This window comes from Candidatus Nitrosomarinus catalina, from assembly GCF_002156965.1.
Classification (GTDB): Archaea; Thermoproteota; Nitrososphaeria; order Nitrososphaerales; family Nitrosopumilaceae; genus Nitrosopumilus; species Nitrosopumilus catalinensis.
In genome coordinates, this window is the sequence record NZ_CP021324.1 from 524888 (window position 1) to 549032 (window position 24145).

Sequence of the window (24145 nt, forward strand, 5' to 3'; positions counted from 1 at the left end):
CTTACAAAACATAATAACATAAATTCTACTTTCTTGATTTAGACGTAGAATGAAATGTAATTATTGTAATGAAATTTTTGATGGCGATGATTCAATTTTGGTCCATTTTCGTCATTTGGGTAAGAATCATTATGATGTACTGACTGATGTGGATAAAATCATGTATGATACTCGAAAAAAAATGATTGAATCAAAACAAGAATATGATTCTCAAAAACAAAATGACGGTGATTCTGATTTGGTTTTTAATTCTCGTTATTCTAAAGATTAGATTTATTCTTCTTTGCCTGGTCCGACTACATCTTCTGGCTTAATTTTACTGTCCCAGTCTCCTCTAATTCCTTTAATCAATGAAATTATTCCAGCTGCTATGAATGCTAAAACTAATCCAAAAAATACTGTTTGATCCATTATCTTAAATGAACAATTGATCTTTTGTGGAGGTTTATCATCAAAGTATTCGTAACATGTTCCAAATTCATTTGATTCTATTGTTGCTGCTTGATATTCATGACCAAAAGCACCCAATACAATTACTCCTACAAAAATTAATGCAACTCCTAAAATTATGAATCGCATATCACTCATATTTTTTTTCAATGATTCACAGTATTTAGATTTTAACCCAAAAAATAACTAATGTTATTTTTCTAACAACTTTTTCAAATTTTCTAAAGATGCCTCGTAGAACGAACCCATAAACACCAGAAATTCTAGAAATTGTTTTTCAGACATTTTTTGACTGTTTAGATATGATTGCCATGTTAATTCAGTCGATGTTTTAGTTTTCTTTTTAATAGAAATTGTTGCAACATATGCTCTTAATGGCAAACCTTCTGTTGCGACATATGTGAAATATTCTCCTTTTTCCCATGCCACTACATGTTCTTCAATCTCGTTTCCATCTCCAAATGTGATTAATCTAATTGCCCCTACTCCTTTTTTCTTTGCAGATAGATATTCTGTTTTAGTTACATCTACTAACCATGAAGACAACCCTCCGATATTGCTGATTTTTCTCCAAACTTTGTCTTTTGATGCCTTAATTTTGATAGTTTTTTTGACTGTTCCCGTGTGAAATGATTTTTGAAGATTTTTTGCCATGTCTATATCAAATTTTTATTAGATTTTAAGATATGTGTAAGAATCATTTTTAATCCCTACGGCATAATCTTATCAAATGGTCTTTGGATGGGGTAAAAAAAAGCAAGTGGAAGAGCAACCTGTTGAACGTAAAAGTGTTAATCAAGACATTGAACTTTCTGAAGTTCCTCAAATTATCAATGATTTACGTAAATTAAGAGAATCTCAAACCATTTCGGAAATAAAAAACTTGAGAAATGATACTGCACCATTAATTGATGATCTTATGAAAATTGGAATTGTTTTAGAAAAAGATGATCTAAACATTGATGACATTGATAAGCACTTGGCAATAATTGTGGTTAGAGGAAAGAAGCAAGTTATTGATATTTTAAAAAAAGATGTCAAAACATTAATTCAAGTTTCAACAATTGAGGATGCAAAAAAATTAGATTATTTTCTAACTCAATTATTAAAAAAAGTTGGTGATGTTTTGGGTAGACAAACTAGAGTCATCCATATATTTGCAAAAAAATACGCAAACCAACTAACTACTAATCTAAAAATTATGAACGAAAATTCTGATAATATTACAAAACTTCTAAAACATTTTGATTCAACTCAATCTAGTTTTGATGAAATTGATGAAATGTTAAGTAAAATTAATTCTCTCAAACAAGACCGCATTGACAAAACAAAACGTAATGCTGAGATACAAGAAAATTTAAAATCTCTACAAGAAAGAAGCACTTCTCTAAAAAAGTCCCTTGATGAAATTCATACGTCTGAAAATTATCAAAAATATGTTTCATTACAAAATGAACTCAATGATTTCATGAAACAAAAATCTAAAATTAAGTCTGAAATAGACGCTCAATTCACAAAAATTTCTCGTCCACTTGGTAGATATGCATATGCTTCTTCATTAGATAAGGAACAAACCCATATTTTGTCTACTTTGGTAGATAATCCTTTTGATGCATTAATCGCTGAAAATTTAGATTCAATAATTTTAATTTTAGAAAATATTCGAAAAGGCATTACTTCAGGTTCTATATCCGTTAAGGATACTCAAAAAACATTATCTCAATTAACTGAAACTGAAGAATCCTTGGATGGTTTTATAAAAAAAGTGTCTGAATATTCTACTGTTTCTGATTCTATGCAAGTGGAACTCAAAAATTTAAAACCTCAGAACTTGACTTCTACTGAAAACGATATTTCAAAGACTAGTGAATCTGAAAATGATGAACGCCAAAAATCTAAGACCATTTTATCTGAAATCGGTGAAATAGATTCAGAAATACCTAAACTCATATCTAAGATAGAGGGTAAATTACAAATTTTTTCATCGACTCGATATACTATCTCAAAATCTTAAATTTATTTACCAAGTAATTACACTGTTCTTATGTTTTTTAAAAATAAAAAATTTGAACGTAAAGTCTTACTTGATAAAAGCGTCTTAGACAGTATTGTCACATTTTGTAAAATGAAACATCCTAATGAAGGAATTCTCATATTGAAAGGTAAATCTAAAAATGGTCAAATCAAAATTGATGGACTAGCTATTCCTCCCTTTAATTTTACAGGTCCTACATTTGCAGGATTCCCGCACTCTTTTTTGCCATTTGATAATAGCTATATTGGAGTTGTTCATTCTCATCCGTCTGGTTCAGCTGAACCTTCTGTAACTGATTTGAATAATTTTTTTGGTTTGGTTTCTTTAATTATCCAATCTCCTTATGATGATGATTCCATTTTTGCATGGGATAGTAGTGGAAATACAATTCCATTATCCATAAATGATGAAAATGAAACTGAGAAAAACTGACAAAGCTTTATAACCTTTTTTAAGGGACTTTGATTGGTTTGAATCCTCAATTAAAAAAATATTATATTTTCCTTGGTGCCTCACTTGTATTCAGTATTGGTCTGCAAATAGTTCTAGGTTATCTTGGTGTTCCTTGGTTCATTAGCATTGGGCTAGTGATGGCAATTTTCATCTTACTTCCAATGTATATGAGAAGACGTCAAATGGGACAAATGGGAAATTATGGCGGTAGCTCTAGTGGTGCTGGAGGTGGATTCTTTGGAAGTGGTGGAGGACAAAGTGATTCAGCTAATGTTCGCTATGTCTGTCTTGTTTGTAACAACAAACACAAAGGTGGTTCATGTCCCCGCTGTGGTTCAAAAATGCAAAGAGCAGATTTTTAGGATAATAATATGACTTTAGAAGAATTAAGAAAAAAAGCCCTATACCAAAACTCCATTGAGATTTGGATTGGAATAAGTGAGGAGAAAAAACTAGACTGGGTTAACACTGATAATTATCAAAAGTTTATTGCATTTCTCTTAAAGAATGAACTAAACATGAAACAAATGACAATTTGTTTTGATGAATCAGATAATGCATCTTATGGTGGTCACAGCAAAAAAGTATTTGCTAATAATCTGGCTGCAATCAATGATGTAAATTCACACTGCTATTCGATTAAATTGAAGGACAGTGCAATTGAACTAATTCGAAAGTTCGAACTCTAGTTTTACTATTTTTTTAATTTTGGATTAATTATTGAATCTAAAGCATTTCCAATAAAGACAAATGCTAATCCTGTAATTGCAATCATTACCCCTGGTGGTACAATCCACCACCATAACCCTCTTGCTGCAGCCCCAAATGTATTTGCATCATGTAAAATCTGACCCCATGTAGGAAATGAAGGATCACCCAACCCTAGAAAACTTAACCCAGCTTCTGTAGTAATTGCTGCAGGAACTGAAATTGCCACACTTGCAAATGCATATGGCAGTAATTGCGGTAAGATGTGTTTGAAAATCATTTTTGAATCCTTTTGTCCCATCATTGATGCAGCTTCCACATATCCTCTGGTTTTGATTTGAAGTGACATACTTCGTGATACCTTTGCAATTCCTACCCATCCAAAAATCATCAAAAAACCAATCATTACAAAAATGCTGTTGCTGATTGTTACTGAAAGAATAATCAAAAATGGCAGTGCTGGCAGTGCATAGATGACATCGTTGAATCTCATTAATGCCTCATCTGTTTTTTTGCCCTTGAATCCTGAATAAACTCCGTAAATCAATCCCATTATAACTGATGCTACAGATACCACAAGTCCAATGAACAATGCAAGTGGTGTTCCCCACAACAGTCCTATGGCTAAGTCTCGTCTCAATTCATCTGTTCCCATAATTCCAAAAGCCTTTCCTCCTATGATCAAATTGGATTCAATTATCTCACTTTTTTTATCAATTTCGTATGTTTCAATTACAAATACGTAATTTCCCTTTAGCGGTTCATTGGTCTCAGTTTTTGAAAAAACAATTTCTTCAGATGATAATTTATCTATGTTAAAATCAAATTTGTTATTTTGCATAACTAGTTCTTTTTTTAGCATTGAATCTGTTGAAAATATTTTGTCATCATGAATCGTACTTGTACTAGAATATGGCAATGCGACTGAAATTAATTTTAATTTCATTCCATCTGGACGCATTACTGTCATTTCTAGCAATGGCGAATCCTCATATTTTGTTGAATATGAATAAATGAAATCATTTGGGAATTGATCATATTCAAAATTAAAATTAAATTGATATGACGATAAGTTTATCTCATTATTTGAGAAATCATTTATTTTTGGCTCTGTTAGTATTTTGTGTTCAGGAATTTTTTCCATCAAAAATAAGTTTACCCATACAGGTGTTGCTGCTTTTGGGTATGTAATCCAACTTCCAGGGTTATTCCATTCTTGAAATGTCTCCACTGGAATTGTTATAATTGTAATAACTGATGTGGATATTAGAATTGTAAGGATAATTATTCCTGCAATTCCCATTTTGCTTTTAAAAAATTCTTTTTTGATGTCTTGAGATGTAATGTTGCTCATTTTGATTACTCCGTGTTTGTCCTAATTCTAGGATCAAAATACCCGTAAAGTAAATCTGCAATGAATATGCTTACTAGGAAAAATACTGTGAGGATGTATGTTGCACCAATAATTACTGGCAAATCCATGACTGTAATTGCTTCAAAGTATAGTCTTCCCATGCCTGGCCAATCAAATACTGCTTCTGTAATTATTGCTCCTCCTAACGAGCCTGATAAACTGAGTGCTAAAATTGTAATAATTGGCGGTGCTGCATTTTTTAATGCATGTGTGTATGTGATTTTACTTTGTTTGATTCCAATTGCTTTTTTTGCTGTAATGAAATCTTCTTGCATAATTCCTACCATGAAATTTCTTACAAGATATGCCCATGAACCAAAACCTATCATCACAATTGTAATTAGCGGTAAGGTCATGTGGTACAACAAAGAACCAATGTATCCTGGATCTGATGGTAAAATATCTGGTGTCGCCCTTGCTGGAAAAACCTGATACGTAAATGCAAATAAAAATATCATTAACATACCAATCCACCAAACTGGAAAACTTGAACTGATAATTGCAAAGCTTGATGTTATTCTATCAACTGTAGACCCTATCTTGCTTGCAGATAACGCCCCAACAAAAATTCCTATAATTGAAATTAAAATTGTAGCTGTAGTGAATAGTAAAATTGTTCTTGGAAGTTTTTCAAAAATAATATCTTTTACATCTGATGAGCCAACATCACTAGTAAGAAAAGTTGCCTGTCCAAAGTCTAATAAAATTATTTTGTACATTGTCAATCCAATTCTTTGAGGGGAGTACCACGGTTCGTCCAAACCTAAAGTTTTGATCCGCTGTTCTGTTTGACTTTCAATAAATGACTCAAACTCTTGTACTGATGAAAAACTTTCAACTATTGCAGGATTCTCAGTAATTTCTGACCTGACTTGAAACACCACTCCTTGTTTTAGAATTGTATCCATGTTGGAGCCGACAAGCATTATTGTGATTAGTAATGTAATTAGCAGTACACCAAACATTGTAGCTGCGCGTTTGGCGATGTATTTTTTCATACTCAATATTGATTTTTGATAGAAATCGTTTATAATATTATTAGATTTTCAGCATGTTATGAGCAGTCCTGCTACTATCAAAAAAGCAAAAAAACTAGTTGATGATGGATGTGTATCTAAAGTTGAAGATGACTTGTTTCAAATTAGATCTTCTTCAGACCCCAACAAGTCATATTTTGTAACATCTGATACTTGTGAATGCTTTGGCTTCAAAAATTACTATAAATTTCATCATGGAAATGGGCAAAAAGCTAACTGTTCTCATTTAGAGGCAATTCGAATTTTTAAGAAAGAAAATTCTGATTAACTCTTTATTTCTTTAGGGTCTACTTTTCCTACTAGTGCTTTATTTTTTAAAATTACAATTGGACGTAAAATCAATCCTGGATTTTTTACCATGAGTTTAATGATTTCGGAATCTGTTTTTTTGTTTTGATCCAATTTCATTTCTTTGTATGTCTTGTCTCTCTTTCGAAGTAATTCATGAGGTTTTTTTCCTGTCATTTTAATAATTTTTTTTAATTCTGCTTCTGTAAATGGATCTTTGAAAAAATCCCTTGACTCAACATCTATTTTCATTCTTTCAATTTCTGTGATTGTTTTTTTGCATGTGATGCATGATGATTTGTGATAGACTTTCAATAACGTGTTTTTTTTATTTGCCTTAAAAACTCTTTAATTAAAGAAATATTCAAATTCATCTATTGGTAATGATAAACTATGATTTGTGCTGCATGTGAAACCCGAAAACACTTTGAATGCATCGATTGCATGAATAACCATAAAACTCATCTGTGTAGTTGTGACTGCCATGATGAAAATACTGCTCCTCATGAAGTAGGAACTGCTCATTAATTTCTAAATTTTTGATCCATTTCACTTGCTAGAATCTCTAATTCTTCAGTATTTCCCAATTTTCTATATGTTAGTTTTTCAATTGTTTTGATTATGCTAATTGCTGCTCTATACTGGGGAACTTCTGGCTGGTTTATTTCTCCATACATTCCAATTCCTTGAATGTCGTGTTTTTTTGCAAATCCTAGAATCAATCCATTGAATCCTGAAATTAATGATTTTTGAGGAGTTAAATCCAGATTCAGTTTCTCCATTTGTTTTTTTAGTTCTGTAGTTGTTGCAGTTACGTATGTCTTAGGATCATTTTTTAAAATCCTATTTGTGTGAAATCCCCCTAACGTGTAAATGAATTTTGCAGAATGTTTTTTTGCAACATCTATGACGTCTTGACACAATAAATTCAATTCATTGTTGTTTTGAGGTTGCCCTTTTCCTCCTCCAAATATGATCAGGTCATCGGTGTATTTGTAATCCCAACTTTCATTGGGAAGATCAATGCTTCCTCCATTGTCTATTACATATGTTGGAAATGAAACTTTAGCGGTTCTAAATGACTCTGTCTTTAATGATTGATTTATGAAATTGATAACTATACTGCCTACGTTTCCCATATCTTGCATGGCTGCAATGATGATGGGTTTTTTGATGTTTGGATCTTTGGTTTGAATGAATTCCATATTTTTGATAATTTTCATTTAATTTTAAACGTATGTTGATTTTTCAATTTTTTTCACTCAATATTATAAATTTTTAAGAAATTTGAGCCTACGAATATTTTTATTTTATTCATAAATTTGGCATTAATGTTATATTTTAACTCTTCTTGATTTTTTCTTTTTTTTCAAAATCTTTTTTACAACCTGAAGATTCATAAGACAAAAAAAAATTACAGCTACAAATTATGACCACATCGCTAGAAAACTTTGGTACATTGGAATATGTTCAAGATAAGTATTCCAAATTATGGTGCTGGAAGATCACCGGGAAACTTGCTATTGATAAAATCTCTAGTCTATCTTCTAAGGCTTGGTATGGTGAAAATGAAAATGAAGTAATAATTGAGGATTCTACTGATAGTATTAAACAATTAAAACTCTTGATGGATCGATTTCCATTAGAAATATTATCTAAAACTGTATGGCAAAGAAAAATTGTAAAAACATATGCTCCAAAACCTACCTTGCCCCCAATTAAACACAAGCTGAAACGTGCAAAGCCTGGTGAACAGTTTAAAGGAAAATTAATGAATTTTCAAAAAGAAGGTTTGGATTTTTTGCTAAAATCTTCTGGTAATGCATTGTTAGCTGATGAAATGGGTTTGGGTAAGACCGTTCAAACTTTGTCTTATGTTTCAACTGAAAAACAAACATTCCCTGTTCTTATTGTAGCTCCTTTGGTAACTTTGAACAACTGGGAACGTGAAATTGAAAAATTTCTTAAGAAAAAAAGTAGAAATGGCAGAATTCTTGAATCTGAGTCTCCTAGTGTCACATTAATCAGAACTGGTAAATCTAAGGAGCTCCCCAAAAGTGACATTTACGTAATTAATTATGAATTATTACTCAAACGCTCTGGTGATTTAGAACAAGTGGGAATTCGTACTATTGTTTGTGATGAAGTTCATAATTTGAGGTCAAAAACCACTCAAAAATACAAAGCTGTGAAAAAACTGGCCGCACTATCTACAGTGCAATATAGAATAGGATTATCTGGAACTCCGATTTATAATCGAGGTTCTGAAATTTGGCCAATTATTGATATCTTGAAACCTGGATTGTTGGGAAGTTTCAAAGAATTTTGTGAATACTTTTGTTATGTTAATGATAAAGGAAAAGCAATTGTTTTAGAAAACAAACGTGCCTCATTAAGAAATGAATTACAAAAGCATGTGATGCTTAGAAGGAAGAAAGCTGACGTACTAAAAGAATTAAAAGATAAAGTAAGGTACAAGGAAGTAATTGCATCTGATACGGATTACTATCTAGAGGAATTAGATAAAATCTGGAAAAAACTTGAGGACGAACAAAAAGAAGCTCAGACTGAATTCTCAAAATCTGCATCATATCACAGAGCAATTCAAAGTGAACGTCAAATTGCAGGTGTTGCAAAATTACCTCACGTAATTAATTTTGTAAAAAATATTATGGAGATTGAAGAAAGTGTTGTTGTATTTTGTCATCATAAAGTAATTCACAAATTACTTCATGAGAGTCTGCAGGAGTTTTCACCTGTTTCAATTATTGGTGGACAATCTGATTCAACAAGACAAGATCAAATTGATAAATTTCAAAAAGGTGAATCTAAATTAATGATTGCAGGTATTCGTGCTGGTAATGTTGGTATTAATTTAACAAAAGCAAAATATGTAATTTTTGCAGAACTAGATTGGAGTCCTGCCATTCATAGACAAGCTGAAGATAGACTTCATAGAATTGGTCAAAAAAATACTGTGTTTGCATATTATCTGATTGGTAATGGTACTTTGGATGACCATGTTGCTAGTATTTTAGTCGATAAAAGTTATGAAATTGATGCAATAATGGATGAAACTGTTGATACTTATGAGAATAAGGACAAAGCTGCTTTAATTTTGGCACAAATCCAGAATAAAATAAACTCCAAATGATTTTGTTAATTTTCTTGATTATCCGATCATTTTGATCTCCATAAATTGAAATGATCTTGATTAATAGCTAGTATGAGTTAAAGATAATCTAAAAATAGACTTGGTTCTTAGCCTAATTATGAAAACTGTTTGTAAGTGTGGTTGTGATACACCATTAACTGATTATGAATATAGAAAATGGAGTGGCTATAAACGTGGACACGAACCACTACCATAACCGTATTTTTTTATTAATTCCTAATTTTTAAAATTATTTTTAGAAGCAAATATTTCTAAAAATTCTTTCATTTCTTTTCTTTGTTCCTCGACATCTGTGTTTTCCCAAATTTTTAATTGATTAAAATTTGCTAACTCATAAAAAATATCTTTATCTTCGTCACTAAATTCATCGTGGCCTTTTTTGTTAATTTTCCCCCGCCTTCTTAGGATTCCTTGTCTGCCTTTGCATTCTTCTTGATATTCAATTATCAATTTATTTTTAAAATCGATCAGATCTGGAACAAATTGTCTAAATCCTTTTTTTCTAAATTCTGACGCTTGTTCTTCTGTTAAAGATGGTGTTTTTTTCCATGTTCCAAATTCATCTATGACAATTCTTGTCTTTCCTTCTTTTGTATCTGTATCTATGACAAAATTAAATTTATTTTCTGTATCTATTTTTTTTATTTCTCTATGGATTTCAAATAATTTATTTAAATCTTGAATTCCCATGACTTTTTTTTTAATTTGAATATATGAAACAAAGGTTATCCTGTAATACACTCGATCATTTCTCATTAATTTGGAATCAATTAAATTGATAATTGAATTTGGTTAGTACATGGATACCTTTGAAGCAATATCTACTAGACGTGCAATTAAGAAATTTGATCCCAATCACAAGATGACTTCTGAGGAGGTAGATTCTTTGATGAAATTAACTATTCTCTCTCCCACTAGCTATAATCAACAAAACTGGAGATTTGTCACAGTTACTGACCAGTCAATTAAGGAAAAAATTGGAGTTGCTGCTAGAAATCAGGCACAACCAGTTGATGGTTCTCTAGTCATTTTGTTATGTGGAAATATGAGTGCCTGGAAAGATGACCCCTTGAGATATTGGAAGAATCATCCTACTGAAAAACAGGAATTAGTTAAAGCATCTTTGGAAAAAAAATATGCTGATAGTCCTCAGAATAGAAGAGATGAGGCAATTCGTTCTTGTGGATTTGCAGGTCAAACAATAATGCTTGCTGCAAGACAAATGGGACTTGATTCATGTCCTATGGTTGGATTTGATTATGATGAAATGGCAAAAATCATTGAACTACCTGATGATCACTTGATTGTTTTGATGATTGTTGTTGGGAAATCTCTTGAACCTGCAAAACAACGTGGTGGTCAATTGAGATTGGATGAAGTAGTTTTTAAAAATAAATTTAATTAATTTTTTAACAATCTTTTTTGATCTTTTCTTTTTTCATCCAAATTGTTTTCCCCTTATGATCAATTAGCTCTATGTTCATTTCATTTAGTTCATCTCTAATTTGATCAGCTTTTTCAAATTGTTTTTCTTCTCGAAACCTTTCTCTATTTGATATCATATTATCTATTTCTTGTTTTTCTTCTTGATTCATTTTAGGGATCTCTAATCCTAAAATATTTGAAATTCTTTCAAATTCTTTCATTATGATTTGAGCATTTTCTATTCCTAGTTTTTCTGATGCTGCTAGCCTGTTTGTTTCTTTAACAAGTTGAAAAAATGCAGACAATGCTAGATGTGTGTTTAAATCATCTTCTAATGACTTGTCAAATTCTGAACTTATGTTTTTAATTTTTTCTGAAATATCTTCTTGTTCATTACTATTAGCATGAATTAATTCAAAATAACATGTTTCTACTTGTCTCCATTTTGTAATATTTTCTTTTAACATCTCTTCTGAATAGTCTATTACTTTTGAATAGTGTCCGGATAAACAAAATAATCTAATTATATTTGGTCCCCAATTTTCTAATACATGTTTAATTGATTTTGTGTTGCCTAGAGATTTAGACATTTTTTCTCCTGTAATGGTTACCATGCCGACATGCATCCAAATTTTTGCAAACTTACCATCTGAATGTGCCTCAGACTGTGCAATTTCATTCTCGTGATGTGGAAAAATTAGGTCTCTTCCTCCTCCATGAATGTCAAAATTCCCGCCAAGATACTTCATACTCATAACTGAGCACTCGATATGCCATCCTGGTCTACCTTTTCCCCATGGACTGTCCCATAATGGTTCAATATCTGAAAATTTCCACACTGCAAAATCTAATGGGTCTTTTTTTGTTTCATCAATTTGTATTCTGGAACCTGATTTCAACTCATCAATTTTTTTCTTAGATAATTTTCCATACTCTGGAAATTTTGACACTGAAAAATAAACTCCATTTTCTGAAACATATGCAATTTCCTTATCAATTAATTTTTTTATAAATTCGATAATATCCTCAATGTGTTCTGTTGCTTTAGGATAATTTGTTGCCCGTTGAATGTTTAGTTTATCAAAATCTCTGAAATAATTTTCAATGTATCTTTTGCTTATTTCTTGTGCTGATACTTTTTCATCTTTTGCTCGATTGATTATTTTGTCATCTACATCTGTAAAGTTTTGAATTAATTCTACTTGCACCTTCTTACTTTCCAAATATTTTCTTAGAACATCAAATACAATAATTGTTCTGGCGTGTCCTATATGTGACTCATCATATACCGTAACCCCACAAAGGTAAATCTTGATTTTTTCTGAATTGTCTAATTTTTGTTCTGTATTAGATAGAGTATCTTGAATATTCATATTATTTTATATCGCACTTTTGTGGTAGTAATCTTTTATGTTCACTGTTTATGTTTAAATTATAAATTTTTTCAACTATCTCCTTGTCTATTCCAGTTGTTTCTACAGTTTCTTGAATTGAAAGTCCTTTTTCAATAAGACAATACAAAATTGAATCTACTTCCTCATATTGTGTGCCTAGTTCTGCTTCTGCTTCATGATCTTTCCAAAGATGTGGACTGCTCTTTTTTGATATTATATTTTCTGGTATTCCCAAATATTTTGCAATTTCTCTAACTTGCAATTTATACAATGAAACAATTGGTGTCATGTCTGATGCACCATCTCCGTATTTTGTAAAATATCCAATTAGATATTCGCTTTTATCACTGGAGCCTAGGACCAAATAATTTTCAATGTTTGCATAATAGTAGAGGATATTTGATCTAATTCTTGCTCTTAGATTTCCTTTGGATTTTTCATTAGGTACTAAATACATGGAATATTCATTTACAATTGGCTTTATGTCGATTAGTTTATGTTCAATTCCTGTCAAACTGATTATTTTCATTGCATCTTGAGTTTCACTATTTGGTGTGATGTCTGTATCTGGCATGATTAATGCAAGTGTTTTTTCTTTGAATTTTCTTTTACAAATGTATGTTAAAACTGCTGAATCAATTCCTCCACTTAATCCTAAAATAATCCCTTTTGAATTATTTTTCTTTAATTCCTTCTCGATAAACTCTTCAATTTTATTTGTAATTGAAGCATAATCTTGAGAAATAATTTTGTTTATGATGTCTTGATTCAATGATATTTCTAAAAAATTTCTTGGAATATTAATTGACCTGTAATACTGGTCTTCAATCAAATAATCATCTTAGACTTTAAATTAATTGAAAAATGGAGAAATTTATGGATAATAAATCGTGGGATAGTTTGGCTGCTGATTATGATAAAAGTGTAGAAGATAATCAAAATCCCCTAATCATTAATTATCTTAAAAAAGAAATTGAAATTCTACATACTCTGTGCCAAAAACATAGTGATTCTCACAAAAATTTTTCAATAATTGATATGGGTGCTGGTACTGGTAGAGTAGTTTTTGCATTAGATAAAAAATTACGTAATGAATCAATTGAGTTTCTTGGTGTTGAAAACTCTGATACTATGCTGGATTGCGCAAATCAAAAAAATATTTCTCATGATGGGTTGTCGGAAATAACTTTTTTAAAATATGATCTTACTGATTCAAATCTACCTCGATACTTTGAGTTAAAAAATTCCAACATTGTAATGTGTTCATATAACACATTGGGTGTAGTTCCATCTGATAAACGACTAAACTTCATTAACAATATGAAAACCATTGCTGGAAAAAATGGATTGGTAATTTTGACCATGTTTAATGGTGATGATTTTGGTTTTGTTGCACCAAAACTATATCGTTCTATGATTCCGATGATTAAACAAATAGATGATGACTCTTTTGATGAGACAAATAGAGTTTTTCATAACAGTATTGGTTTTAGAAGTCAGTGGTTTACCAAAAATGAAATCAAATCTATTCTTGGTACCTCCTTAGAACCCATTCCAATTGACGTGACTGTTGATGACAAATGTTTTACATTTGGAAATGTGTTTGTTAATGTAGTTGCTTGAGGTTTTTTCATCATGTCTGAAGTAGAAAAATTACTGAATGATGGCCAAAGATCATTGAATTTAGATAATCCCAAAGAAGCATTATCTTTTTACCAAAAAGTACTTGATCAAAATCCTACTCATCTTGAGGCGTTATTGAAAAAAGGTAATATTTTTGGAAGGTTTGGTAGATTTGATGAAGCCATAATTTGTTATGAGAAAGTGCTTTTGCAAGAAAAAGAAAATCTACTGGCATTGCTGAATAAGGGCTTATGTCATCATAATATTAGACAGTATGACGTTGCTATCGATTGTTTTGACATTGTACTGAAAGTTAAACCACAAAATAAGACTGCATTATACAATAAATCCTCTTCAGTAATTAAATCAGGTAAGATTGAGGATGGGTTGGCAATTTTGTCAGAATTAATAAAAATTGATTCCTCTTACAAGACTCAAGCAAAATGTGATATTGATTTTGCTGATATCAAACTTTTAAATGAATTTAAAGAAATCACTAGTTGATCTTTTCTAAATGTCTACATATAGGCCGTCATCTCTTTTCTCAACTTTGTATGTCTCTAATTTGACATCTTTGAGATAATCGACTAATTCCCCTGTTTTGATATTGTAGTGCCAGAAATGTAATGGACATTCTACAATGTCTCCTTCTAGTTTGCCTGGTGCAATTGATCCGTCTTGGTGTACACAAAGATCATCCATGGCATGATACCCATCTTGATTAAAAATTGCAATTTGTTTTCCATCAATTTTAAATGCTTTACCTCCACCTGCTGGTACATCGCCTTTATCTGCAATTTTCTTCCATGCCATTGGTTTATGGAAATCTTTGTCATTTATTTAGATTCGCATGATAGCATTTTATACTCCTCAAATGGGCAATTGATCATGAGTAAAGTAAAGTCTAGTCCAAAACTGATCAAGGAAGGAAAACTCTCTTATGAGTGGGCTAGATCTCATATGCAAATTTTAGATAACACCATTAATCGATTAAAAAAATCAAAACCTCTCAAGGGAATTACTCTTGGTTTTTGTTTACACGTTACAAAAGAAACTTCTGTTTTACTGATGGGTGCAAAAGAATTGGGTGCAACAGTTGCAGTTTGTGGAGGTAATCCTCTAACCACCCAAGATAATATTGCTGCATTTTTGGCTTCACAGGGAATCAATGTTTATGCATGGCATGGACAATCTGTAAAAGACTATGATTGGTCCATTGATCAAGTACTCAAACACAAGCCAACAATTCTAACTGATGATGGTGCTGACATGAACATCAAAGCACATTTTGATAAAAGATTCAAAGACATGGAGGTTTTAGGAGCAACTGAAGAAACTACTGCAGGTGTAACTAGAATTAGAGCAGTAGAAAATCAGGGAAAATTAAGATATCCTGTAATCTTGGTAAATGAAGCTGTCACTAAACACATGTTTGACAACCAATATGGTACTGGTCAAAGTACAATTGATGGTTACTTGCGTGCAATGAATTTGCTAATGGCATCTAAACGTGTTGTAGTAGTTGGTTACGGATGGGTTGGACGTGGTGTTGCATCAAGATGTCGTGGAATGGGCTCTAAAGTAATTGTAACTGAAGTTGATCCTGTAAAAGCACTTGAAGCTCACATGGATGGATTTGAAGTAATGCCAATGGCACAAGCAGCAAAAATTGGTGACATGTTTATCACTTGTACTGGAATGACCAGTGTAATTCGAAAAGAACACATTTTGAAAATGAAAGATGGTGCAATAATGGGTAACGTTGGACACTTTGATGTTGAAATTGATGCAGACTTTTTGCTAAAGAAATCAAAATCAGTTAAAGAAGTTAGACCAACTCTTGATGAATGTACTTTGAAAAATGGTAGAAAAGTTTACTTGATTGGACAAGGACGTCTTGCTAACTTGGTATCTGCAGAAGGACATCCTCCAGAGGTTATGGCTCAATCATTTTCAAATCAACTTTTGTCTGTATTGTACATCTTAAAGAATCATAAAAAAATGGAAAACAAAATCATTGATGTTCCAAAAGAAATTGACATTCAAATTGCATTTGATGCATTGAAGGCTATGGATGTTAAAATTGATAAATTAACTCCAGAACAAGTAAAATATGCAAATAACTGGTAAAGAGTTAGTTAATTTAGTTAAACAACTTTAGGCACGATTTTTGTAATTACGGTAATTTACAGAATATTTTCTGATTTTAAAAAATTATTTTGTATTGTTGAGGATGACTGAATTCTAGGCAGATCTGAACAAATCTAATTTTAAATGAGTCACCCTCACAAATTTATTTTATATCTTTAATTATTAAACACAGAACTTGAATCTCATTAATGAAATTAAATTATCTTACAGTAACCAAACCAACTCTCCATGGATGTAATGAACAATAGTAGTTGTAAACTCCTTCTTCAGTGAATTTGAATTCAAATGTTTCACCTGTATTTAGAGGAGCACTATTGAACAATCCAATTATTCCCCCATATTCATCTTGACTTTGAACAGTATGTAAAACAATATCATCATTAATCCATTGAACTGTTGTCATGGGATGTATTTCCAGATTTAATGGTAAGTAAAAATTTCCACCTGAGACAACATAATTTCCATTAGGAATGATAATTTGTTCTAATTGATTTCGTTTAATTGGTTCATCGTTTTCTAAAACAAGAATATTATTTTCGATCAAAAATTTAATTGAATTAAGAAATTCTGTCTCTGTAATATCACCTTGACCATACCATAATGCATTATTTTTTATCCAGGCAGGGACATTTTCTGCACTTACGGCGCTTGGGGATACTGAAATTAAAATAATTACTGAGATTGAAAAGAAGATCAATTTCAAATTATTCATGATATCTATTTTTTTAATATTTGAAATATAACAAATTAGAATACACTGCAATACGATGCAAACATCAGTATTATAACTAATTTGAAAAAAAATTATTTATGTTAGATTTAATTCAGACCACGAAAATAACAGATGAACAAAGAAAGAAAATAATCTTAGAAAGTATGGCAGACAAATATTGCAAACTAATTTTAAAAAATACTCTTGATAAGCCCAAATCTGCAATGATTATAGCCCAAGAAGAGAAAATCCCTTTAAGCACAGTTTATCGAAAAATAAAAAAACTCTGTGATGGAAAATTATTGGTAATTTCAGGCTCAATTAACAGAGATGGAAAGAAATATTTTCTTTATATGAGTAAAATTCGAGAAATTAACATCCATTGGGACGTAATTGAAACAAAAATTGATTGTGTATTAAACAATCCAAAACCAGAAGACATCAATTAATATCACATGGGGCTGTTACATTGATTGAAGATATGGATTCATCTAAACGACAAGTACATGTAAATAAAAAAGATCCAACTAGGAGCATTACTTATCGATTATCTGAAAAATTGGTTTCAGAATTAGAAACTGAAGCAAATCAAAAAGGCATATCTCAAAATGTACTAGTAAAACAAATTTTAGAAAAATACATTCAATGGGACAGATTTTCACAAAAAATTGGATTGATTCCAGTCCCAATAGGAATTTTGCAATCACTTGGAGATGATTTGGACGGACAAGAAATTGATGAAATAATTAATTTGATTTTCCCTACCATAAAAGATACCGTGATGTTCATCAAAGGTGGATATGACTTGAAAAGATGTATTGAAACATTGGAAGATTATATGAAAGCATCTGGGATGAATTCAGATCACAGAGTTAACGGAAATGTACACACATTTCTAATTCAACATGATTTAGGAACAAAATGGTCAGTATTTACCGAACAATTACTAAAACAAGTATTCCGAAGTTTCTTACCTGATAAAGAATTGAATTTTCAAACTACAGACTCTACAGTAATTTTGAAAGTTTCATTAGGTTCAGATTTTAACGAACATGATTTTCAAAGTTGAAATTTAGTTAATGTATTGAAATATGATGTGAATAAAGGTCAATAATGCAATTTGATCCATATTTAGAAACTAAAAAAATTAAAGATGTAATGAACCCTTCAGTTCTTTCTTTAGAATCAACTGCAACAGCTTCTGATGCCGCAAAAATTATGGAAACATGTGATGCTGAAGCAGTAATAGTTGTTCAAAATGAAAAGTTTGTGGGAATAATTACTGACCGAGATTTTACAATAAAAATTGGTTCTCATGCATATCCAATTGACACGCCAATTAGTAGATTAATGAGCTATCCTTTGATCTCAATTGATAAAAATGCAGAAATTTCTAATGCTGTAAAATTAATGACAGACAATAAAATCAAAAGATTGCCTGTTATTTCTGATAAAAAATTATTGGGGATTATTATAATGTCTGATCTCACTGTGTAAATTTCATAATGACTAGAGGTTGGTAAAACTTCTTAACTCCGATTTTACTTTTGAGAACTGTATAATGAATAAAAGAGCTATAATTACAAGTGCATTGCCATACGCAAATGGTGAGATTCACTTGGGTCATGTTGCATCTACTTATCTTCCAGCAGATGTAACTACAAGATTTCTAAAACAAAATGGTGTTGAAGCGTACTATGTCTGTGCATCTGACGATTTTGGAACTCCTATCTTAATCCAGTCTGAAAAAGAAGGTAAAACTCCTGCTGATTATGTTGCTCATTGGAACAAACGTGATTATGATGATTTTACAGCATTTGGAATTAATTTTGATTATTTTTACAAAACTAGCTCTTCAGAAAATATTGAGTTTGTACAAGATGTTTTTAAGAAATTAAATGACGCTGGTCATATTTATCAAAAAGAAATAATTCAGTTTTATTGTAACAATGACAAGAAATTCCTTCCTGATAGATATGTAAAAGGAATTTGCCCTCATTGCAAGGCTGAAGACCAATATTCTGATTTATGTGAGAGTTGTGGTCGTGTACCTGAGGAGATTACTGATCCAAAATGTTCTCTTTGTGGCCAAACCCCAACAAAAGAAAAAACTAATCATTATTTCTTTAAACTCAAGAATTTTGGTGATTCTTTATCTGAATGGTTAGAAGAAACTACTACTCTTCAAAAGGATGTCAAAAAATATGTTCAAAACTGGATTAAATCTGGATTAATTGATTGGGATATTACTCGAGATATTCCTTGGGGTGTTCCTGTTCCACTTGATGGTGCAGATGGTAAGGTATTCTATGGATGGTTTGATAATCACCTTGCATACATTTCAACTGCATTAAAATTTCTAAATGATAAGGGAATTGATGGAAAAGAGTTTTGGAACTCTGCAGACATTTATCATTTTATTGGAAAGGATATTGTGTATCATCATTATCTTTTCTTACCTGCAATGAGATTGGGAATCAATAAAGAATTCAAACTACCTACTTACATTCCAACTAGAGGTCATCTTACACTTCAAGGAAAAAAAATATCCAAGAGTAGGAATTGGTACATTGGATTAAAACAATTTTTACAGTACTACCCTGCTGATTATTTGAGATTTTATCTTGTTTCTATTAATCCATATTCTCAAGATGATTTGAATTTTGATTGGGATGATTTTACAACTAGAATAAATTCTGAATTAATTGGTAACCTGGGAAATTTTGTTAATCGTGCTTTAGGATTTACAAAAAAATCATTTGATGGAAAAATTCCTGAAACTGAACCATTTGATGAAAAAGACTCTGAAGCAGAACAAAAAATAAAATCACTTGCTACTGATGTTTCTACTTTGATGGAGCAAAATCACTTGGATAGAGCATTAAAGAAAATTATGGAGGTTTCTTCATTTTTCAATCAGTATTTCCAACACAAGGAACCTTGGAAAAATGGTCCTGGAACTACAAATTGTGTATATCTATCTGTAAATGCAGTTAGGAGTTTTGCCATTGCTATATTCCCATTTATGCCTGAATCTGCCCAAAAAATATGGGTTCAATTGGGGTTAGATGGAAATGTGGCTGATGTTTTGTGGTCATCTCAGTCTGAATTGAGTATTTCATCTGGACATACACTTGGCGATGCCTCACCATTATTTGCAAGAATTGAAAAATCTGATATTGAAAAATACAAAAAAGAATTAGGACCCTCTGAGTAAATATGAAACCTGTACCCCGAATTACAACTCGTGGATACTATAATTTACTAAATGGTAAAACTATCAAAAATAATTCATACTATCTTTATCCAAAACAAGATTTCAAAAAATTAATTGATTCAAAGGAATTAACAATAATGATTCATGGATTAAGAAATGATAATGCTGGCGCAATTGCAAAAGTTGTTTTGGCAAAAAATAAATTAAAAAAATTGGGATATTCTTATCCTATAATTGGATACAGTTATGATTCAAACACTACTGGTGCCCATTTAATGAAATATGCAAAAAGATCATTAGCTGCAGGTCAAGTCATTGCAAAGAAAAATGGGCGTAACTTGGGAAAATTTATTGAAGATTTTAAATCTGATAGTCCTGATACAAAAATTCGTTTAATTGGACACTCTCTTGGAACTCAAGTTATCTTGAGTACTTTAGAATTTCTTGCAAAAAAGAAAAGTAATTTTGGAATTGTTGAGGGTGTATATTTTTTTGGTGCATCTATCACTGAAGACGTTCCATCATCAAAGAAGTATGGAAAGATTCTTCAAAATATTGTTAATAAAAAAATTGTTAATCATTATGCTCCATCTGATGAGGTTTTAGGCTGGGCAGATAAAGAAAAATTCGTTAATGGTCCTTTGGGACTAAATGGGGCAATTGGAAAACCAATTTCAAAATATAATCAGATTTTACTAAAACCAAAAAATCACAGATTTGCAAGTTATGTCTCTGTCTTGAAAAAATTTCCGTAACTTTATTTCAAAACATGCCTAAATTTCCCCTCAAATAGTGATATCTTTTTAAAATTATAATTCTAAATTTTTCTATGAATGGCACAAGTTGTGATGAGTGTTTTACAGGATATAGGCCAGGACAGCTAATCTCTTGTGATACATGTGGAAATGAATATTGTGATAGTTGTATCAAAAACCACAAGCATTAATCATCTATCTTAAATTCAAAAATTCATAAGAACGATTTTTTTGTTTTATTATTAATGGTAAAATCTATCAATTTTGTTGTATTAGGTAAGCAAGATATTGCATCCGAATTTGGAAAAAAAGGTACAGAGTCTGATTTGACTCTGTATGACAGGAAAGAGTCTGATATTATCAAAACTTGGGTAATCCCAAATGGATTTCCTGAAAAAATTCAACCTCTATTTCAGGCAATTAATTTAGCTGAATATGTAATCTTTCATGTAGATAAACTAGACAAATTTACTGGAGAACAAATTATTGCCTTGGATTCTCTAAAAAAAGAAAAAGGAATTCTTTCTCATACATTTGATGTTGATGAATCAAAACTGAACATGATGATCAAGGGAACTGTTGTTGAAAATTATACTCGTGTTGAACAAGATAAAATTAAAGAAGAGATGAATGCCCTTGAGCCAATCACAAATGATAATCCTGCTGAATTGTTGATTGATCATTGTTTTGATGTCAAAGGTGTTGGAACTGTTATTTTGGGTAAAGTATCAAATGGAACAATTAAACAATATGATAATTTGAAATTATATCCTCATAACATTGATGTTTTAATAAAATCAATTCAGATGCACGATGATCCTGTATCAGAATCTGTTTGTCCAGCTCGAGTTGGTCTTGCAGTAAAGGGTGCAAAACCTGATGAAGTTGGACGCGGTGATGTAATTTCTGTTGAAGGTGCAGTTGAAATTAAAACTGAGATTGAACTTGATTTTGAGAAAAGCCCCTTTTACAAAAGTGAAATTACTGAAAATCAAGGCTGCCTTGTAAATATTGGATTACAAACTAAAGCTGCAAAGTTTTCCTCCATAACTCCATTAAAATTAGTTTTTGAGAAACCCATTGTTTGCAAGAAAAATGATATTGCAGTAATCTTAAAACCTGAATCTACTACTATCCGAATATTGGGTAGCGGAAAAATTCTATAGTTTGTATTGCCACTTTTGGTTAATTATGACCAGATTTACGCCTAATATTTTTGAAAATTATACATACTAGAAAAAACTTCGATCAGATCTTATGAAACTTGGAAAGAATCGCATTCATTTGCTTATCATGTTATTTGCCGTATCCTCATTACTTGTTCATGTGCCATCTGATGCATTTGCAGCTGATACTTGGACTGCTGCTACTACAACAAATGTAGGTACCAATTACATGCGCGGAGTCTCAATGAGTGATGCAAGTAACGGTGTAGCTGTTGGACATACAGGAACCATAGTATACACTAGTGATGGTGGGGATACTTGGACTGCTGCTACTACAACAAATGTGGCTGGCACTCACATGGAAGGAGTCTCAATGAGTGATGCAAACAACGGTGTAGCTGTTGGTCATTTAGGACAAATAGTATACACTAGTGATGGTGGGGATACTTGGACTGCTGCTACTACAACAAATGTAGGTACCACTAACATGTACGGAGTCTCAATGGGTGATGCAAACAACGGTGTAGCTGTTGGTGATTCAGGACAAATAGTATACACTAGTGATGGCGGTGACACTTGGACTGCTGCTACTACAACAAATGTAGGTACCAATTACATGCGCGGAGTCTCAATGAGTGATGCAAGTAACGGTGTAGCTGTTGGCAGATCAGGACAAATAGTATACACTAGTGATGGCGGTGACACTTGGACTGCTGCTACTACAACAAATGTAGGTGCCACTCACCTGTACGGAGTATCAATGGGTGATGCAAACAACGGTGTAGCTGTTGGTGATTCAGGACAAATAGTATACACTAGTGATGGTGGGGATACTTGGACTGCTGCTACTACAACAAATGTGGCTGGCACTCACATGCGCGGAGTCTCAATGAGTGATGCAAGTAACGGTGTAGCTGTTGGTGGAACTCAAATAGTATACACTAGTGATGGTGGGGATACTTGGACTGCTGCTACTACAACAAATGTAGGTACCACTAACATGCGCGGAGTCTCAATGAGTGATGCAAGTAACGGTGTAGCTGTTGGCAGTTCAGGAACAATAGTATTTGCAGGTTCAGTATCCTCTGAAGATTCTACAACAGGGGAAGAAAAAGAGAGCAGTTCAGATACATGTTATGACTGTGAGGCACCAAAACTAACCAAAGTTGAAGTCCACATAACATCTCAAAATTCTGACACTCAACGCATATCTACATCCAGTGAAATTTGGCACTTTGATCAAAAATCCCCATACCCAATGTTTGATGATGACATCACTCCGATAATTGCAGACCCTGGTGATGAAGTTGAGATTATTTTAGAGTTAACTGACAACAGAACTTTGGAGAGAATTGCAGACAGTGGTACGTACACAAATTTCTTACAAAAACCAAATGACATGAATAATTTTTATGCAAACAATTTTGACGAGTATGGAAAGGTCAGTACAACATTTTATGAGTGGCATCAAACTGGAGAGGATTTGTTTTATGATTATGATCAAACTGTAGAATGGTCACCAGCTGATATTGTAATTGAGGAATCTGCAGAGTATGTTGAAGGTGGACAAGCTCCAAACCTTGATGGATTAGTTGGAACATTTACCATTTCCTTTAAGATGAAGTTCTTGCAACCAATGCAGACAACTGATGTCTGGGTTCAAGGAACTGATAGGTCTGGAAACTTTTTCAAAGTTGCACTTCCACTAACTTTGAAAGTATCTGGAAACGAGCCGTTAGTTTTTGAATCAAATGTAAATCAAAAGGTTTTGGGATTTTATGATGAGTCAATGCTCAATGATGTAGTTTCAGATTGGACTGGTTCCCAACAAGACGTTTCAGAGCTTGCAAAAATTTTAGGAATTCCAGATGAAGATATACCTACATGGGTAACAAATTTGGCAGTTTGGGTAACTGAAGACAAAATTACAATGGGAGACATGATTGTCTCAATTGAGCATTTGATAAATAATTGACAGAAAATGAATTCATAATTTGCCAAAATTGACAAAATTGTATAGCGTAATTTAATAAAATCTATCATCTCATAACTATTTGATGGAGCCTGCACGTTCTTGTCCGATTTGCCCCAAATGTGGTTCTAAAAGATTCATACGACTTTCTGGAGAAAAAGTTACTGTCA

Annotated in this window: 30 protein-coding genes; 18 read left to right on the plus strand and 12 right to left on the minus strand. The window is 31.9% G+C overall.

The annotated features are described in order from the left end of the window. Positions 1-49: 49 nt before the first annotated feature. Positions 50-271 carry a hypothetical protein gene (locus NMSP_RS03080; RefSeq protein ID WP_086907396.1) on the plus strand — a complete coding sequence of 74 codons (222 nt, stop codon included), beginning with the start codon at positions 50-52 and terminating at the stop codon, positions 269-271. 2 nt (positions 272-273) lie between these two features. Here NMSP_RS03080 and NMSP_RS03085 read toward each other — a convergent pair whose 3' ends face one another. Together NMSP_RS03085 and NMSP_RS03090 are read right to left on the minus strand one after the other, a co-directional pair. Then, entirely contained in the window at positions 274-579 is a 306-nt protein-coding gene (locus tag NMSP_RS03085) for a hypothetical protein (protein WP_086908358.1), read from the minus strand. 63 nt (positions 580-642) lie between these two features. Then, positions 643-1104, minus strand: a complete 462-nt coding sequence (locus tag NMSP_RS03090; RefSeq protein WP_086907397.1) for an SRPBCC family protein — start codon at positions 1102-1104, stop codon at positions 643-645. Positions 1105-1180: 76 nt separating this feature from the next. Here NMSP_RS03090 and NMSP_RS03095 point away from each other — a divergent pair, with 76 nt between their 5' ends. Genes NMSP_RS03095 through NMSP_RS03110 form a run of 4 tightly spaced genes read left to right on the plus strand, consistent with a single transcriptional unit; the run spans position 1181 to position 3627 of the window. Further along, positions 1181-2464, plus strand: coding sequence for an exonuclease SbcC (locus tag NMSP_RS03095; protein WP_086907398.1), 1284 nt, complete (start codon positions 1181-1183; stop codon positions 2462-2464). A gap of 30 nt (positions 2465-2494) precedes the next feature. Then, on the plus strand, positions 2495-2917 hold the full coding sequence (locus NMSP_RS03100) for a Mov34/MPN/PAD-1 family protein (RefSeq protein WP_086907399.1): 423 nt from the start codon (positions 2495-2497) through the stop codon (positions 2915-2917). 38 nt (positions 2918-2955) lie between these two features. Beyond that, a complete protein-coding gene (locus tag NMSP_RS03105) occupies positions 2956-3300 on the plus strand; it encodes a hypothetical protein (RefSeq protein WP_086908359.1) in 345 nt (114 codons plus the stop codon). 9 nt (positions 3301-3309) lie between these two features. After that, positions 3310-3627 carry a hypothetical protein gene (locus tag NMSP_RS03110; protein WP_086907400.1) on the plus strand — a complete coding sequence of 106 codons (318 nt, stop codon included), beginning with the start codon at positions 3310-3312 and terminating at the stop codon, positions 3625-3627. 5 nt (positions 3628-3632) lie between these two features. Here NMSP_RS03110 and NMSP_RS03115 read toward each other — a convergent pair whose 3' ends face one another. Together NMSP_RS03115 and NMSP_RS03120 are read right to left on the minus strand one after the other, a co-directional pair. Next, positions 3633-5000, minus strand: coding sequence for an ABC transporter permease (locus tag NMSP_RS03115; RefSeq protein ID WP_086907401.1), 1368 nt, complete (start codon positions 4998-5000; stop codon positions 3633-3635). A gap of 5 nt (positions 5001-5005) precedes the next feature. Continuing rightward, positions 5006-6058 (minus strand): ABC transporter permease, encoded by a 1053-nt coding sequence (locus NMSP_RS03120; protein WP_086907402.1) that lies wholly within the window; start codon positions 6056-6058, stop codon positions 5006-5008. Positions 6059-6116: 58 nt separating this feature from the next. On the opposite strand from NMSP_RS03120, the gene NMSP_RS03125 reads away from it, so the two are divergent. Then, the gene (locus NMSP_RS03125) at positions 6117-6365 is read left to right on the plus strand and encodes a hypothetical protein (protein ID WP_086907403.1); all 249 of its coding nucleotides are present in this window, start codon (positions 6117-6119) and stop codon (positions 6363-6365) included. Here the strand turns inward: NMSP_RS03125 and NMSP_RS03130 are convergent. From NMSP_RS03130 to NMSP_RS03135, 3 genes are read right to left on the minus strand one after another with little or no spacing between them, the layout of a single operon-like run. Further along, complete coding sequence (locus tag NMSP_RS03130; protein WP_086907404.1) at positions 6362-6700, minus strand: arsenate reductase family protein; 339 nt, start codon at positions 6698-6700, stop codon at positions 6362-6364. The two genes, NMSP_RS03125 and NMSP_RS03130, sit on opposite strands and share 4 nt — an antisense overlap. A 33-nt stretch (positions 6701-6733) precedes the next feature. After that, positions 6734-6871 carry a hypothetical protein gene (locus NMSP_RS08385; RefSeq protein WP_192866208.1) on the minus strand — a complete coding sequence of 46 codons (138 nt, stop codon included), beginning with the start codon at positions 6869-6871 and terminating at the stop codon, positions 6734-6736. A gap of 38 nt (positions 6872-6909) precedes the next feature. Next, positions 6910-7590 carry a PAC2 family protein gene (locus NMSP_RS03135; protein WP_086908360.1) on the minus strand — a complete coding sequence of 227 codons (681 nt, stop codon included), beginning with the start codon at positions 7588-7590 and terminating at the stop codon, positions 6910-6912. Between the two features lie 224 nt (positions 7591-7814). Between NMSP_RS03135 and NMSP_RS03140 the strand changes: the two genes are divergently transcribed. Beyond that, positions 7815-9539, plus strand: coding sequence for a DEAD/DEAH box helicase (locus NMSP_RS03140; protein ID WP_086907405.1), 1725 nt, complete (start codon positions 7815-7817; stop codon positions 9537-9539). A 237-nt stretch (positions 9540-9776) separates the two neighbouring features. Here the strand turns inward: NMSP_RS03140 and NMSP_RS03145 are convergent, their stop codons facing one another. Further along, entirely contained in the window at positions 9777-10250 is a 474-nt protein-coding gene (locus tag NMSP_RS03145) for a hypothetical protein (RefSeq protein ID WP_086907406.1), read from the minus strand. A 109-nt stretch (positions 10251-10359) separates the two neighbouring features. Between NMSP_RS03145 and NMSP_RS03150 the strand changes: the two genes are divergently transcribed. After that, entirely contained in the window at positions 10360-10965 is a 606-nt protein-coding gene (locus NMSP_RS03150) for a nitroreductase family protein (protein ID WP_086907407.1), read from the plus strand. Positions 10966-10969: 4 nt separating this feature from the next. Here NMSP_RS03150 and cysS read toward each other — a convergent pair whose 3' ends face one another. Together cysS and NMSP_RS03160 are read right to left on the minus strand one after the other, a co-directional pair. Continuing rightward, positions 10970-12358 carry a cysteine--tRNA ligase gene (cysS, locus tag NMSP_RS03155; RefSeq protein WP_086907408.1) on the minus strand — a complete coding sequence of 463 codons (1389 nt, stop codon included), beginning with the start codon at positions 12356-12358 and terminating at the stop codon, positions 10970-10972. Between the two features lies 1 nt (position 12359). After that, complete coding sequence (locus tag NMSP_RS03160) at positions 12360-13151, minus strand: NAD+ synthase (protein ID WP_086908361.1); 792 nt, start codon at positions 13149-13151, stop codon at positions 12360-12362. A 104-nt stretch (positions 13152-13255) separates the two neighbouring features. On the opposite strand from NMSP_RS03160, the gene NMSP_RS03165 reads away from it, so the two are divergent. Together NMSP_RS03165 and NMSP_RS03170 are read left to right on the plus strand one after the other, a co-directional pair. Further along, positions 13256-14002, plus strand: a complete 747-nt coding sequence (locus NMSP_RS03165; RefSeq protein WP_192866209.1) for a class I SAM-dependent methyltransferase — start codon at positions 13256-13258, stop codon at positions 14000-14002. A 12-nt stretch (positions 14003-14014) separates the two neighbouring features. Further along, positions 14015-14506: a tetratricopeptide repeat protein gene (locus NMSP_RS03170; protein ID WP_086907410.1), complete on the plus strand. Its 492-nt coding sequence runs from the start codon at positions 14015-14017 to the stop codon at positions 14504-14506. Between the two features lie 6 nt (positions 14507-14512). On the opposite strand, the gene NMSP_RS03175 is transcribed toward NMSP_RS03170, so the two are convergent. Further along, positions 14513-14815, minus strand: coding sequence for a Rieske (2Fe-2S) protein (locus tag NMSP_RS03175; protein WP_086907411.1), 303 nt, complete (start codon positions 14813-14815; stop codon positions 14513-14515). 75 nt (positions 14816-14890) lie between these two features. Between NMSP_RS03175 and NMSP_RS03180 the strand changes: the two genes are divergently transcribed. Further along, positions 14891-16132 (plus strand): adenosylhomocysteinase, encoded by a 1242-nt coding sequence (locus tag NMSP_RS03180; RefSeq protein WP_086907412.1) that lies wholly within the window; start codon positions 14891-14893, stop codon positions 16130-16132. 220 nt (positions 16133-16352) lie between these two features. Here NMSP_RS03180 and NMSP_RS03185 read toward each other — a convergent pair whose 3' ends face one another. After that, positions 16353-16865 (minus strand): cupredoxin domain-containing protein, encoded by a 513-nt coding sequence (locus NMSP_RS03185; RefSeq protein WP_086907413.1) that lies wholly within the window; start codon positions 16863-16865, stop codon positions 16353-16355. A gap of 98 nt (positions 16866-16963) precedes the next feature. Between NMSP_RS03185 and NMSP_RS03190 the strand changes: the two genes are divergently transcribed. From NMSP_RS03190 to NMSP_RS03220, 7 genes are all read left to right on the plus strand, one after another. After that, positions 16964-17314, plus strand: a complete 351-nt coding sequence (locus NMSP_RS03190; protein ID WP_086907414.1) for a transcriptional regulator — start codon at positions 16964-16966, stop codon at positions 17312-17314. A 32-nt stretch (positions 17315-17346) separates the two neighbouring features. After that, the gene (locus tag NMSP_RS03195; RefSeq protein ID WP_192866229.1) at positions 17347-17934 is read left to right on the plus strand and encodes a hypothetical protein; all 588 of its coding nucleotides are present in this window, start codon (positions 17347-17349) and stop codon (positions 17932-17934) included. 44 nt (positions 17935-17978) lie between these two features. Then, a complete protein-coding gene (locus NMSP_RS03200; RefSeq protein WP_086907415.1) occupies positions 17979-18362 on the plus strand; it encodes a CBS domain-containing protein in 384 nt (127 codons plus the stop codon). A 64-nt stretch (positions 18363-18426) separates the two neighbouring features. Further along, the gene (metG, locus tag NMSP_RS03205) at positions 18427-20082 is read left to right on the plus strand and encodes a methionine--tRNA ligase (RefSeq protein ID WP_086907416.1); all 1656 of its coding nucleotides are present in this window, start codon (positions 18427-18429) and stop codon (positions 20080-20082) included. Positions 20083-20084: 2 nt separating this feature from the next. Then, positions 20085-20837: a DUF726 domain-containing protein gene (locus NMSP_RS03210; RefSeq protein WP_086907417.1), complete on the plus strand. Its 753-nt coding sequence runs from the start codon at positions 20085-20087 to the stop codon at positions 20835-20837. 245 nt (positions 20838-21082) lie between these two features. Next, positions 21083-22003, plus strand: coding sequence for an EF-Tu/IF-2/RF-3 family GTPase (locus NMSP_RS03215; RefSeq protein WP_086907418.1), 921 nt, complete (start codon positions 21083-21085; stop codon positions 22001-22003). 127 nt (positions 22004-22130) lie between these two features. Next, positions 22131-23978, plus strand: a complete 1848-nt coding sequence (locus NMSP_RS03220; RefSeq protein ID WP_192866210.1) for a WD40/YVTN/BNR-like repeat-containing protein — start codon at positions 22131-22133, stop codon at positions 23976-23978. Positions 23979-24145: the final 167 nt, after the last annotated feature.

Bases quoted from the DNA above. Each gene is read 5' to 3' on its own strand.
- NMSP_RS03080 (WP_086907396.1), top strand. From the start codon at position 50: ATGAAATGTAATTATTGTAATGAAATTTTTGATGGCGATGATTCAATT.
- NMSP_RS03120 (WP_086907402.1), bottom strand. From the start codon at position 6,058: ATGAAAAAATACATCGCCAAACGCGCAGCTACAATGTTTGGTGTACTG.
- NMSP_RS03165 (WP_192866209.1), top strand. From the start codon at position 13,256: ATGGATAATAAATCGTGGGATAGTTTGGCTGCTGATTATGATAAAAGT.
- NMSP_RS03180 (WP_086907412.1), top strand. From the start codon at position 14,891: ATGAGTAAAGTAAAGTCTAGTCCAAAACTGATCAAGGAAGGAAAACTC.
- NMSP_RS03220 (WP_192866210.1), top strand. From the start codon at position 22,131: ATGTTATTTGCCGTATCCTCATTACTTGTTCATGTGCCATCTGATGCA.
- metG (WP_086907416.1), top strand. From the start codon at position 18,427: ATGAATAAAAGAGCTATAATTACAAGTGCATTGCCATACGCAAATGGT.
- NMSP_RS03195 (WP_192866229.1), top strand. From the start codon at position 17,347: ATGGATTCATCTAAACGACAAGTACATGTAAATAAAAAAGATCCAACT.
- NMSP_RS03150 (WP_086907407.1), top strand. From the start codon at position 10,360: ATGGATACCTTTGAAGCAATATCTACTAGACGTGCAATTAAGAAATTT.
- NMSP_RS03135 (WP_086908360.1), bottom strand. From the start codon at position 7,590: ATGGAATTCATTCAAACCAAAGATCCAAACATCAAAAAACCCATCATC.
- NMSP_RS03090 (WP_086907397.1), bottom strand. From the start codon at position 1,104: ATGGCAAAAAATCTTCAAAAATCATTTCACACGGGAACAGTCAAAAAA.
- NMSP_RS03190 (WP_086907414.1), top strand. From the start codon at position 16,964: ATGTTAGATTTAATTCAGACCACGAAAATAACAGATGAACAAAGAAAG.
- NMSP_RS03140 (WP_086907405.1), top strand. From the start codon at position 7,815: ATGACCACATCGCTAGAAAACTTTGGTACATTGGAATATGTTCAAGAT.
- NMSP_RS03175 (WP_086907411.1), bottom strand. From the start codon at position 14,815: ATGGCATGGAAGAAAATTGCAGATAAAGGCGATGTACCAGCAGGTGGA.
- NMSP_RS08385 (WP_192866208.1), bottom strand. From the start codon at position 6,871: ATGGCAGTCACAACTACACAGATGAGTTTTATGGTTATTCATGCAATC.
- NMSP_RS03115 (WP_086907401.1), bottom strand. From the start codon at position 5,000: ATGAGCAACATTACATCTCAAGACATCAAAAAAGAATTTTTTAAAAGC.
- NMSP_RS03095 (WP_086907398.1), top strand. From the start codon at position 1,181: ATGGTCTTTGGATGGGGTAAAAAAAAGCAAGTGGAAGAGCAACCTGTT.
- cysS (WP_086907408.1), bottom strand. From the start codon at position 12,358: ATGAATATTCAAGATACTCTATCTAATACAGAACAAAAATTAGACAAT.
- NMSP_RS03100 (WP_086907399.1), top strand. From the start codon at position 2,495: ATGTTTTTTAAAAATAAAAAATTTGAACGTAAAGTCTTACTTGATAAA.
- NMSP_RS03145 (WP_086907406.1), bottom strand. From the start codon at position 10,250: ATGGGAATTCAAGATTTAAATAAATTATTTGAAATCCATAGAGAAATA.
- NMSP_RS03110 (WP_086907400.1), top strand. From the start codon at position 3,310: ATGACTTTAGAAGAATTAAGAAAAAAAGCCCTATACCAAAACTCCATT.
- NMSP_RS03210 (WP_086907417.1), top strand. From the start codon at position 20,085: ATGAAACCTGTACCCCGAATTACAACTCGTGGATACTATAATTTACTA.
- NMSP_RS03200 (WP_086907415.1), top strand. From the start codon at position 17,979: ATGCAATTTGATCCATATTTAGAAACTAAAAAAATTAAAGATGTAATG.
- NMSP_RS03170 (WP_086907410.1), top strand. From the start codon at position 14,015: ATGTCTGAAGTAGAAAAATTACTGAATGATGGCCAAAGATCATTGAAT.
- NMSP_RS03215 (WP_086907418.1), top strand. From the start codon at position 21,083: ATGGTAAAATCTATCAATTTTGTTGTATTAGGTAAGCAAGATATTGCA.
- NMSP_RS03185 (WP_086907413.1), bottom strand. From the start codon at position 16,865: ATGAATAATTTGAAATTGATCTTCTTTTCAATCTCAGTAATTATTTTA.
- NMSP_RS03085 (WP_086908358.1), bottom strand. From the start codon at position 579: ATGCGATTCATAATTTTAGGAGTTGCATTAATTTTTGTAGGAGTAATT.
- NMSP_RS03125 (WP_086907403.1), top strand. From the start codon at position 6,117: ATGAGCAGTCCTGCTACTATCAAAAAAGCAAAAAAACTAGTTGATGAT.